We start from the raw sequence: 10,889 nt of genomic DNA on the forward strand, positions 1-10,889 counted from the left end.
GGCGCACGGGCGGGTGCGGCTATGTGAGGGTCTGTGCGGATTTGTGAGGGGTGGGGCGTGAGCGGCGAGGTGGACCTACCCAACGACCAGAGCCAGGCCGTGGCCGGGATGATCCGCGAGGAGCTGGCCCGCCGGCGGATGTCGCGCCAGAAGCTGGCCGACGACGCCAAGATCAGCATCTCGACCTTGGAAAAGGCGCTCTCGGGGAAGCGCTCCTTCACTCTTGCGACCACGATCCGGCTGGAGCAGGCGCTGGACATCTCGCTGCGCGGGGCTAGGCCGGCGGTGGCGAGCGCCAATGCCGGCTTGGCGCCGGACCATCTAGGGGCCTATTCGCGCGCTGCGATCCAGTGGCTGGAGGGCGAGTACCTGACCCTGCGGCCATCGTTCGAGGGCGGCGAGGCTGTCTATGCCTATTGCACCGCCATCGGCTGGGACGAGGGGGCCTCGCACCTGGTGTTTCGCGAGTCCTCGCGGATGGATGGGGCCTTCACCCAGAGCGGCGCGGTGTCGCTGCCCAATCAGTCAGGCCACATCTATCTGGTGACCAACGATCACGGTCAGCATCGGATGGCGGTGCTGGGCCGCCCGACCATCACCGGCGAACTCTATGGCATGCTCTGCACCCTGCAGGTCGGGCAGGGCGCGCATCTGACGCCGGCGGCCACGGCGCTCGCCCTGATCAATCTGGCCCGGGTCAGCGAGCCGGCCTTTGGCCGGATCGGCCCCGATCATCCGAAGTATGGCGAGTACAACGGCCATCTGCAGAAGATCATGAGCCAGGGCTTCGTGCGGTTCTTCCCGAGCTAGGGCGCGGCAACCCCGTCCGTCGCCGGGCTATCGCCTATGGCTTTCCTCTAGGTGTTCGTCATGGCCGGGCCGGCAGGACCCGGCCATCCATAGCCACCGAGCAAGCCCGAGAGGCCCGTGCGTATGGATCCCCGGCACGCATACGCGGCCGGGGATGACGATTGGAGTGGGTGAGGCCGCGATGGCCGGTGATGGGAGGAAAGGGCGCGGCATTACCCAGCAGGTAATCGCGCGGCCTCGCGGTGGGGGCGATGGTGCGGTCATCAACACGGAGCAGCCGAGATGACCAACGCAACCGACATCGCTGAAATCTACATCGCCGCCTGGAATGAAACCGACGCCCGCGCCCGCCGGGCCATGATCGCCGACACCTGGACGGCCGATGCGATCTATGTGGATCCGTTGGCCGCGGTCGCCGGCCATGACGGCCTGGACGCCCTGATCGCCGGCGTGCAGGAGCGCTTTCCGGACTTCCGCTTCGAACTGATCGGGCAGGCCGACGGGCATGGCGAGAACGTGCGGTTCTCCTGGGGTCTGGGGCCTGTGGGCGCCGACGCGCCGATCAAGGGCACCGACTTTGTCCAGGTCGAGGATGGGCGGCTGAAGGTCGTCACCGGGTTCCTGGATCAGGTCCCGGGCTAGACGCCGGCATCGCCTGGCGCCGGACGTCGAGCTCCCCCTCGGCGTCCGGCAACCTCGCGGGGGGTGGGTCGTTCATCCTTGCGATAACCAACCCAAGGGAGGCCGCCATGTCCGCCGACAATGTCTACAAGCTTATCGAGCTCACCGGCTCCTCGACGACGAGCATCGAGGACGCCATCCAGACCGCCATCACCAAGGCCAGCGCGACTTTGCGCGGCATTGGTTGGTTCGAGGTGTTGAACACCAGAGGTCATGTCGAAAACGGGAAGGTCGCCCACTTCCAAGTGACCCTGAAGGTCGGCTTCACCCTGGAATAGGACGCCTTAGCGGGCGACGATCTCGCGACCCGCGCGCCAGACCCGGTAGCGCACCTCGACGTCGCGGGGCGCGAAGATCACCAGCGGCAGACGGCTGTTGTAGCGCAGCAGCGGTTCGTCGGAGCTGCGCACGAATTGCTGTGTGCGGGCGTTGGTCGGGCAGGCCATCATGGTGCTGGCTGGCGGTCCGACGTTCGTGACCACGAAATAGGTGTATCCCCAGCCTTCGACGGTGCGCTCTTCAAGCCGGGAGCTGAAAACCTGACGGTTGCAGTCGACCATCATGGTCCGGCCGACGATCACGCCGACGCGCAGGGCGTTTTCGTCCCGCTCGGCGGGCAGGAAGATGACGCGGCGGACCTGGCCGGCGGGCGCGGGAGGGAAGGCCGCCAACTCGTCCTGAGCCGTCCGGGGCGGCGCCGCTTGCGCGCCGAGCGGGCTGGCCAGCACGGCGGCGGCCAAGCAGAGCGAGAGCGAGACACGGCGGCGCGGCGTGGGGATGGAAAGGGCCATTTTCACAACTCCGCCAAGGGAGCCTTGAGCTTGCAGCCGCGCTCCGGGGTTGGCAACGAACAATCGTCTTGGTTGAGAATGTCCGCGAAGTGGAGACGCCTCCACGCTCAAGCTGCGGTCGTCAGCCGTTTGATGCGGCGATGAAGACCGCGAGCTGCGCATCGAAAGCACGCTTGTAGGCCGGCCGAGCTTCGGCGCGCGCGATATAGGCCGAGATGTTGGGATACTCCTCCAGAATGCCGGAGTCTCCCAACCTGAGCAGGACCGAGGCCATCATCAGGTCGCCGGCGCTGAACTCACCGTCCAGCCAGTCGGCGTCGGCGAGGCGATTGGAGAGCTGGCCAAGCCGCTCACGGATCCGCTCTTCGACGAGGGGCAGGCGTTGCTCGGCCCAAGGCTTGTCGTTCTCCAGTAGTTTGGCGATCTGGAGGTCGATGATCGGCGGCTCCACCGTGCTGAGCGCGGCGAACATCCAGCCGATCGCGCGCGCGCGGGCGTCGGCGTCGCCTGGCAGCAGGCCGGGATGGCGATCGGCGATATGGAGCACAATGGCGCCGGACTCAAATAGCGCCAGGTCGCCGTCTTCATAGGTCGGGATCTGGCCGAAGGGGTGCAGCGCCAGATGCGGGGCCTGCTTCATTTCGCCGAACGAGACGAGGCGCACCTCATAGGGTTGGCCGACTTCCTCGAACGCCCAGCGAACGCGCATGTCGCGCGCCAGGCCCCGGCCGCGGTCGGGCGAGCTTTTGAACGCGGTTATGATCGGGGGCATCGGAGAGCTCCGGGCGATGGACGACCTTCCGTCAGGTCTTCGTAGCCTAGGACGAACAACGGGCACGCTTCACGACACCGGTTCGAATTTTTCCAACCGGCGGCCCCGAGACGAGGCGCGGGAGCGAGTGGCAACCGAACATTGCGTATCGCGTTCCATGTCCACAAGCGGGCAGAAGGGGCTTCAACTTGCCTATAAGTATTCGAGAGCCTGCGAGCGGTCGCCGGATGGTTTCGCGCTGTCTGGTGTTGGCCAGTTCCGCCTCACTGCCCTTCGTCATCGCCATGATCGCGGCGTCGGCGGCGCAGGCGCAGGATGCGATTCCCGCGCCGACCATCCTCGGATGGACGCTCGACAGCGTCCGGGCCGGGGTGCGGTACGCGCCAGATTATTTGGGATCGGACGACTATGGCGCCGGGTTCACCGGCGCCGTGGTCTTGTCGCGGCGCGATGCGACGCCTCAACCTTCCGGAGCCCCTGATGACGGGGTCAGCCTTGGTTTGCTCGGAAAGGGACCGTTGACCGCCGGCGTTGTCGGCCGCTGGCGCTCCTCTCGCGATAACGACAACGATCTTCGCGGCTTCGACAAGATTGACGGTACGGTCGAGGGCGGTGTCTTCGTCAATTGGTGGCCGGCCGATTGGATGCGCCTGCGCGCCGAGGCGCGGCATGGCTTCGGCGGGCATGACAGCTGGGTGGGCGACTTCGGCGCAGACGCCATCGTCCGCGCCGATCGCTGGGTGTTGACCGCCGGGCCGCGCCTGGGATGGGGAGACGCCTCGTTCACCCGCAAATATTTCGAAGTCACGCCGCTGGAGGCGTCGCGCAGCCCGTTGGGCGTTCAGGCCTTTTCGCCCAGCGGCGCCTCTTGGTCTCCCGGCGCGATCGTCAGCGCCGAGTACCGGGTGAACCCGCGCTGGAGCCTGGAAAGCGTCGGCTCCTACCGGCGCCTGACGGGTGATGCGGCCGACAGCCCGATCGTGGCGGATCTGGGTTCGCGCGACCAGTTCAGCGTCAGTCTCAGCGTTCGCTATTCGCTGGGGCAATGACGGTCCCTAGCGGCGCTCGCTAAAAGCGCGACGGACTGGGCTGAGCCATTCGTCTGGTCCCGACGGCGCCTAGACCCGGAGCCAAGGCCGTCTTCCGGCTGGGGCCGCGCGAACTCGTCCGTAGGGGTTTTTCCCGATAGCTTGACCCCAGCGGCCGCGCCACGTTTGGCAGGCCGAGTGGAGCAGTGGCGTCAATGGGTCGAGTGCGGTCGAGATCGGCACGAATGCGCCCCGCGCGGCAGGTCACGATGGCGGCCTGCTTGATGATCGCGCTGCAGGCCTGCTCCAGCGGTCCGACCGCGTTCATGGCGCCAACGGCGAACGCGCCCGAAGGGGCCAGCCGGGTCGACATGCTGGTGGTGACGACCCGCAAGCCGTCCGACGATCCCAATGTGCTGTTCACCGGCGAGCGCGGCTTCGACTATTTGATCAACGAGGTTGCGGTGTCGCTGCCGCCCGCCAGCGCGCGTACGCCGGGTCAGGTCCAGTGGCCGAAAACCTCGACGCCCGATCCCGCCACGGAGTTCGCGGTGCTGTCGGTGCAGCGCAGGACCTTGGATGAGATCGACCTGTGGATTGAGAAGCAGGCCGGCGCGGACGGCCGCCTGATGATCTTCGTCCACGGCTTCAACACCCGGTTTGGGGTTGCGGTGTTCCGCTATGCCCAGATCATCAAGGATAGCGGGGCGCCCGTCGCGCCGGTGCTGTTCACCTGGCCCTCGCGCGGCGGGATCTACGCCTACAACTACGATCGCGAGAGCACGAACTTCTCGCGCGACGCCCTGGAGGCGGGGCTGTTGCGGGCCGCGCACAACGACAGCGTCAAGGAAATCACCGTCCTGGCCCATTCGATGGGCGCGTGGCTGGCCATGGAGGCGTTGCGGCAGTCGGCGATCCGCGAGGGGCGCGTGCCGGCCAAGGTCACGAACGTGATCTTGGCGTCGCCCGATCTCGATATCGACGTCTTCGTCCGGCAATTTCAGATGCTGGGGCCGGAGCGGCCGAAGTTCACGATCTTTGTCTCCAATGACGACCGGGCGCTGCGGCTGTCGCGGCTGATCGCCGGGAATGTCGGGCGGCTGGGCGCGATCAATCCGAGCCAGGAGCCCTACCTCTCCCTGCTTGAGAACTCCGGGATCACGGTGATCGACATGTCCAAGCTGCGGACCGGCGACCGCCTGAACCATTCGAAGTTCGCCGAGAGCCCCGATGTGGTGAAGCTGATCGGCCAGCGGCTGATCGAGGGCCAGCCCCTGACCGATTCCCGCGCCGGGATCGGCGATCACGTCAGCGCCTTGGCGATCGGGGCGACCAAGTTTGTCGGCTCGGCCGCCGGGGTCATCATCAGCACGCCGATCGCAGTGGTCGATCCCGCGACCCGCGAGAACCTGAACAGTCAGATCGAAGGCATGACCGGAGCCGTCGGCGCGCCCAGCGCCGCGACGCAGCGCTAAGAGCCCCGGTAAGACTTGCGGGCTATCCCATTCAGCGCGAGCTTGCCGGCGGGCAGGGAGAATGGCGCATGATCTTCGAGCAGATCGCCACGGGCGGTTGCCAGTCCTATCTGGTGGGATGCGAGGCGACGCGGTCGGCGGTGTTGATCGATCCGGAGTTTAGCCAGATCGACCGCTACCTCGGCCTAGTCAGCCAGCTTGGCCTGCATGTCCGCTATGTCGTCGACCCCCACACCCATGCCGACCACTTCTCCGGCAGCCGCGAACTGGGCAAGGCGCTCGGCGCGCCGGTGGTCATGAACCGCTTGAGCCCGGCGCCGTTCGCCGACATCCGCCTGGACGACGGCGACATGCTGATCGTCGGCGAGATGCGGCTCCAGGCCCTGCACACGCCGGGGCACACGCGCGATTCCATGTGCCTGGTGATGGCCGACCGGGTGTTCACGGGCGACACCCTGCTGATCGGAGGCACGGGACGTACCGACCTGCCGAGCGGCGATCCGCATCAACTGCACGAGAGCCTGTTCGACAAGCTGCTGAAGCTGCCGGCGGAGCTGCTGGTGTTCCCGGCCCATGACTACAAAGGCCGCTCGCACTCTACGCTCGCGGTGGAGATCGCCGAGAACCCCCGGCTGCAGAAGACCGATCGCGCGGACTTTGTGGAGATGATGCAGAGCCTGGATCTGTCGGCGCCGACCCACCTGACCGAGGCGCTGCGGACCAATATGAGCGGGGGCAAGACCGTGGGCCAACTGCTGGCCGAGGCGGCGGCCAAGGCGCCCTTCATGTCGATGGCCGAACTGCAGGCCCGGATCGGCGGCAACAGCCGCGACCTGGTGGTGCTGGACGTGCGCGAGAAGGACGCCTTTGAGGCCGGCCATGTTCCCGGGGCGGTGAACCTGCCGCGCGGGCAACTGGAACTGCGGGTCAATACCGAACTGCCCGACCCGACGGTGCGGATCGTCACCTGCTGCGAGTTCGGCAAGATCTCGACGCTGGCGGCGGCGACCTTGCGCGATCTCGGCTTTGGCCGAGCGGTGGCGCTGGACGGCGGTATGAAGGCCTGGCGCGAGGCCGGTTACGAGACCGAGAGCTGAGGCGTGCTGCTCAGGCGTCCGTGCCCAGCCACTGGTGCAGGACGGCCAGAACCTGATCGCCGGGCTGGAAGCCGCGATTGACGACGCCGTAGGCGCCTTCCTCGTTCGGACCCCCGACCAGTGTGGGGAAGCCGGTGACGCCGGCGCGCTGGGCGGTGGCGTAGTCGTTCCAGGTCTCGTGCTTCAGGTCGTCGGTGTCGAAGTCGGCGAGGAACGCATCGCGCTCGACGCCGAACTCGGCGGCCAGGGTGGCCAGCACCTGCGGATCAGTGACGTCCTGGTTTTCGGCATAGAAGGCGTGGTGCAGGCGGCGCAGGAAGGTGACGGCCTTCTCGCCGTCCTCGCGGCGCACGCGGACCACCGCGCGGGCGGCCGGATCGGTGTCATAGAGAAAGCCCTCGCGGTCGAGCACGGCGCCGTCGAAGGGCAGGCCGGTCGCCTCGTGGACATGGCCCCAGTGGGTCTTCAGCTCGGCCTTGGCCGTATCGGTGCTGGGCGTGTCGGTTCCGGGGCGCAGGCCGCCCATGACGACCTGGATCGGCAGCGCGCGGCCGAAGGTCTCGCGGATCTGCTGGATCACCGGCGAGAAGCCGTAGCACCACGAGCACATCGGATCGGCGAAATAGATCAGGCGGGGTGTGTCCATCGGGGCGATCCTGGCTGCTTGGCGCGAGGTTGTTTGCGGGACTATGTAGTTGCAGCCGACAATTTCGGCGAGCCTTCCGGAGTTCACGATCCTTGAGAGCCTGATCGCGACCACGCGAGCGCTTTGAACGGGCGGCGAAGCGCCGCCCAAGGGATCCATTCCAGTTCCGGATATTTCCGATGACCGACGACATGCGTCTGCGGGCGGCGACGACCTCTGAAATCGAACGGGTGCGCCAGATCGAGCGCGCCTCCGCCAGCCGGTTCGTCGGCACTGCGCGGGCGGCGCTGGCGGATGACGAGCCGACCGATGGGGCGACCCTGACGCAGCGGATCGCGGCGGGCGGCTTGCTGGTCGCCGAGCAGGACGGGGAGGTCGTGGCTTTCGTGATGTTTCGGGCGGTCGAGGGCTGCGGCTATATCGAGCAGATCGACGTCCTGCCCTCACATGAGCGGCGCGGGATCGGGGCGCGGCTGATCGAGGCGGTGGCGGAGGTTGCGCGAGGGCGCGGCTGGCCGGCGCTGACGCTCTCGACGTTCAAGGATGTGCCGTTCAACGCGCCCTACTATCGGCGGCTGGGGTTCGCCGATGTCGAGGCGTTGACGCCGGGCATGGCGGAAATCCGGGCCGAGCATGAGGCGCGCGGTCTGGACGAGAGCGCTCGGGTGTTCATGCGGCGGGAGGTCTAGCGCGTTCCTCTCCTCCGGCTCGTCATGGCCGGCCACTTGAGCCGGCCATCCATAGACTCCGAAGTCGGAGACTTGCTTGCGCGTATGGATCCCCCGGGACAAGAGCCCGGGGATGACGATCTGGAAGGGGGAACGGCGGCGCCCTAGGCCGGTAGCTTGGCGAGTTCGGCGCGGCTGTCGGCCAGGGCCTGATCGCGGGCGTCGGGGCCGTAGCCGATCTTTTCGGCGCGGATGAAAGTCAGGTCGTCGGCCAGGCCGATGAAGCCCAGGAGCTGGCGCAGATAGGGCTCCTGGAAGTCGGTCGCCTGGGCCGGGCCCTCGCTGTAGAGGCCGCCGCGCGCCTCGACCACGATTACCTTCTTGCCTGACAGCAGGCCCTTCGGACCGGCTTCGGAGTAGCTGAAGGTCTCGCCGGCGCGCAGGACGTGGTCGAACCAGCTGCGCAGGGTGGTCGGGATGCTGAAATTGTACATCGGGGCGCCGATGACGATGGTGTCGGCGGCGCGCAGTTCGGCGATCAGTTCGTCCGACAAGGCGCGGGCGAGCTGCTCGGCCGGCGTGGTGGCTTGCGAGCGCACCCCAGCGACGGTCTCGGGCGTCAAGTGCGGCAGAGGGTTGGCGGCCAGGTCGCGGAAGACCAGCTTGGCGGACGGATCGCGCTGGGTCAGTTCGGTGACCGCGTCGGCCACCAGAAGACGCGAGACCGAGGCTTCGCCGCTGACGCTGCTGTTGAGAACGAGAATGTTGGACATGGCACCCCTCCAGGGGGCGCTGTTGAATGACAGCTGGAAGGTGAGGGTTCCAAACCTGCAACAGTAGCCCCATATTCGGCACCAGATTGTTGCAGTATGGGGAACGGCGCCGTGGAGCTGGACGACATCAGGGCCTTTGTCGAAGTGGCCGAGGCGGGCGGGTTCGGCCGGGCCGGGACGCGGCTGGGCCTGTCGAAATCGATGGTCAGCCGGCGGGTTGCGCGGCTGGAGGCCGAGCTGGGCGCACAATTGCTCAGCCGCACGACGCGGGGCGTGGCGGTCACCGAAGCCGGGGTGGAATTCAAGGAGCACGCCGAGCGCGTGCTGGCCGAGCTGGACGCCGCGCGGGACGCTCTGGCCCAGCGGGGCGATGAGATTGTCGGCAGCCTGCGCGTGGCCGCGCCGTTGTCGTTCGGCATGAGCCACCTGGCGCCGGTGCTGGCCGAACTGGCGGTGCGTCATCCGAAGCTGCAGATCGACGCCTCCTATAGCGACCGCTACGTGGACCTGATCGGCGAGCGTTACGACGTGGCGGTGCGGCTGGGGACGCTGGAGGATTCCAGCCTGGTCGCCCGCAAGATCGCCCCGATCAAGGTCGCGGTGGTGGCAAGCCCCGCCTATCTGGCCGCGCATGGGACGCCGCAGCGGCCGGAGGATCTGACGGGGTGCGAGGCCCTGATGCAAGGCTCGGAGGTCTGGCGGTTCCAGGATGGGCGCAAGACATTCACCCTGCGCCCCGAAGGCCGGTTCAAGGCCGACAATGGCCAAGCGTTGCTGGCCGCGGCGGTCGCCGGATTGGGGGTGGCGATGCTGCCGACCTTCCTGGTGGGACCGGCGATCGAGCGCGGTGAACTGGTCCCGCTGCTGCTGGACTTTCCGATGCCCGAGGCCGGGCTCTATGTCGTGCGCCCGCCGCCGGCCGGGCACATGCCGGGCAAGGTCCGGGCCCTGACCGAACTGCTGATCGAGCGGTTTGGCGGCGAGCCCTATTGGGACGTCTGCTACGCGCACATGGACGCGCGCGAACAAAAAAAGGGCGGCCCCCGAGGGAGCCGCCCAGCTTCTGTCGTTCTGGAGGAGGAAGGCCTCTAGAACTTCTTGGTGATGCCCAGCTTGTAGTAACGGCCGAGCGGATTGGCCGTGAAGGGGTCGTAGCTGAGGTCCAGACGGGCGAAGCCCGGGTCTTGGTCGAACACGTTGATCACCGCGGCGGTCAGCGTCGTTTCCCAAGGCAGGAACACGCGATAGCTGAGGTCGTTAGTGATGAAGGCGTCGATCTTGCGGCCATTCTGGTTGGTCTGGAAGGTCGTCGAGACCTTCGGATCACCACGGGTGTCGATCATGTTGTCGACGTAGCGGACGGTCCAGCGGATGTTGTGCTCACCGCGGTTGAATTCGGCGAAGGCGCTGCCCTTCCACTGCGGCTGCGAGCCGTAGCCGAGGTAGTCCATCATGCCGACATAGTCGGTTTCGCCGGCCGTCTTGACGCCTTCGATGGTGGTTTCGGCGACCACGTATTCCAGCACGTAGGTCAGATCGACGCCGAAGTTCATGTCGCCGCCGAAGACGTCACGCTGCTTGTAGTTGGCCGAGAAGTCGAGGCCGCTGGTCTTCACGTCCGGACCGTTCACGTAGTAGTGGCGGATGCGGTTGATGTTGCTGGCCAAGCAGGAGCCGTCGCCGCCGAAGGTAATCCGGGATTGCAGAGCCGCAAAGGCCGCGACGTTGCAGTTGTTGCCGCCAGCGGGGAAGATCGTGTTGACGATCTGCGCGCCGCTTTCGCTCTTGATCGGACCTTCGAAGTCGAACGCCCAATAGTCGAGCGAGGCGCGGAAGTCGCCTTGTTCGAACAGAACGCCGAGGTTGAGCGTCTTGGCCTTTTCTGGATCCAGGTTCGGATTGCCCCACAGATCGTAGGCGCGATAGCCGCCGGCTGCAGAGGTGTAGGACAGGTTGGTCGTGACGGTGTTGGCGACCTGTGTCGTCGGCGGCGCGCGGAAGGTCGAACCGGCCGAAGCGCGGAACGCCAGCCAGTCGGTCGCTTGCCACTTCAGGGCCACCTTCGGATTGGTGGTCGAGCCGATGTTCCCGCCGTAGTCCTCGTAGCGGATCGCGAAGGTGCCGGTCAGGGTGTCGGTGAACGGCATC

At 66.8% G+C, this 10,889-nt stretch carries 13 protein-coding genes; 8 read left to right on the forward strand and 5 right to left on the reverse strand.

The window, feature by feature from the left end; translation table 11 throughout:
- The first annotated feature begins 57 nt into the window (after positions 1–57).
- The 3 genes from Q8M13_RS09635 (at position 58) to Q8M13_RS09645 (ending at position 1,769) form a co-directional block, all read left to right on the forward strand.
- On the forward strand, positions 58–810 hold the full coding sequence (locus tag Q8M13_RS09635) for a helix-turn-helix transcriptional regulator (RefSeq protein WP_305299694.1): 753 nt from the start codon (positions 58–60) through the stop codon (positions 808–810).
- Between the two features lie 282 nt (positions 811–1,092).
- The gene (locus tag Q8M13_RS09640) at positions 1,093–1,452 is read left to right on the forward strand and encodes a nuclear transport factor 2 family protein (protein ID WP_305299695.1); all 360 of its coding nucleotides are present in this window, start codon (positions 1,093–1,095) and stop codon (positions 1,450–1,452) included.
- A 107-nt stretch (positions 1,453–1,559) separates the two neighbouring features.
- Positions 1,560–1,769 (forward strand): dodecin, encoded by a 210-nt coding sequence (locus Q8M13_RS09645; protein WP_305299696.1) that lies wholly within the window; start codon positions 1,560–1,562, stop codon positions 1,767–1,769.
- Between the two features lie 6 nt (positions 1,770–1,775).
- Here Q8M13_RS09645 and eco read toward each other — a convergent pair whose 3' ends face one another.
- Together eco and Q8M13_RS09655 are read right to left on the reverse strand one after the other, a co-directional pair.
- Positions 1,776–2,282, reverse strand: a complete 507-nt coding sequence (gene eco / locus Q8M13_RS09650; RefSeq protein ID WP_305299697.1) for a serine protease inhibitor ecotin — start codon at positions 2,280–2,282, stop codon at positions 1,776–1,778.
- A gap of 121 nt (positions 2,283–2,403) precedes the next feature.
- On the reverse strand, positions 2,404–3,054 hold the full coding sequence (locus Q8M13_RS09655; RefSeq protein ID WP_305299698.1) for a glutathione S-transferase family protein: 651 nt from the start codon (positions 3,052–3,054) through the stop codon (positions 2,404–2,406).
- Between the two features lie 227 nt (positions 3,055–3,281).
- On the opposite strand from Q8M13_RS09655, the gene Q8M13_RS09660 reads away from it, so the two are divergent.
- The 3 genes from Q8M13_RS09660 to Q8M13_RS09670 all read left to right on the forward strand — a co-directional run bounded on the left by Q8M13_RS09660 (position 3,282) and on the right by Q8M13_RS09670 (position 6,654).
- Positions 3,282–4,103 carry a MipA/OmpV family protein gene (locus Q8M13_RS09660; protein WP_305299700.1) on the forward strand — a complete coding sequence of 274 codons (822 nt, stop codon included), beginning with the start codon at positions 3,282–3,284 and terminating at the stop codon, positions 4,101–4,103.
- Between the two features lie 263 nt (positions 4,104–4,366).
- Positions 4,367–5,557, forward strand: coding sequence for an alpha/beta hydrolase (locus Q8M13_RS09665; RefSeq protein WP_305299701.1), 1,191 nt, complete (start codon positions 4,367–4,369; stop codon positions 5,555–5,557).
- 68 nt (positions 5,558–5,625) lie between these two features.
- Complete coding sequence (locus Q8M13_RS09670; RefSeq protein ID WP_305299702.1) at positions 5,626–6,654, forward strand: rhodanese-like domain-containing protein; 1,029 nt, start codon at positions 5,626–5,628, stop codon at positions 6,652–6,654.
- A 10-nt stretch (positions 6,655–6,664) separates the two neighbouring features.
- Here Q8M13_RS09670 and Q8M13_RS09675 read toward each other — a convergent pair whose 3' ends face one another.
- Complete coding sequence (locus Q8M13_RS09675; protein ID WP_305299703.1) at positions 6,665–7,300, reverse strand: DsbA family protein; 636 nt, start codon at positions 7,298–7,300, stop codon at positions 6,665–6,667.
- A 179-nt stretch (positions 7,301–7,479) separates the two neighbouring features.
- Between Q8M13_RS09675 and Q8M13_RS09680 the strand changes: the two genes are divergently transcribed.
- The gene (locus tag Q8M13_RS09680) at positions 7,480–7,989 is read left to right on the forward strand and encodes a GNAT family N-acetyltransferase (protein ID WP_305299704.1); all 510 of its coding nucleotides are present in this window, start codon (positions 7,480–7,482) and stop codon (positions 7,987–7,989) included.
- A 143-nt stretch (positions 7,990–8,132) separates the two neighbouring features.
- On the opposite strand, the gene Q8M13_RS09685 is transcribed toward Q8M13_RS09680, so the two are convergent.
- Positions 8,133–8,741, reverse strand: coding sequence for an FMN-dependent NADH-azoreductase (locus Q8M13_RS09685; protein WP_305299705.1), 609 nt, complete (start codon positions 8,739–8,741; stop codon positions 8,133–8,135).
- 96 nt (positions 8,742–8,837) lie between these two features.
- Here Q8M13_RS09685 and Q8M13_RS09690 point away from each other — a divergent pair, with 96 nt between their 5' ends.
- Positions 8,838–9,833 carry a LysR family transcriptional regulator gene (locus Q8M13_RS09690; protein WP_305299706.1) on the forward strand — a complete coding sequence of 332 codons (996 nt, stop codon included), beginning with the start codon at positions 8,838–8,840 and terminating at the stop codon, positions 9,831–9,833.
- Here Q8M13_RS09690 and Q8M13_RS09695 read toward each other — a convergent pair.
- Positions 9,830–10,889, reverse strand: a 1,060-nt coding sequence (locus tag Q8M13_RS09695; protein WP_305299707.1) for a TonB-dependent receptor domain-containing protein, incomplete at its 5' end; no start/stop codon positions are given. The genes Q8M13_RS09690 and Q8M13_RS09695 overlap by 4 nt on opposite strands.

This window comes from Phenylobacterium sp., assembly GCF_030681155.1.
Classification (GTDB): domain Bacteria; phylum Pseudomonadota; class Alphaproteobacteria; order Caulobacterales; family Caulobacteraceae; genus Phenylobacterium.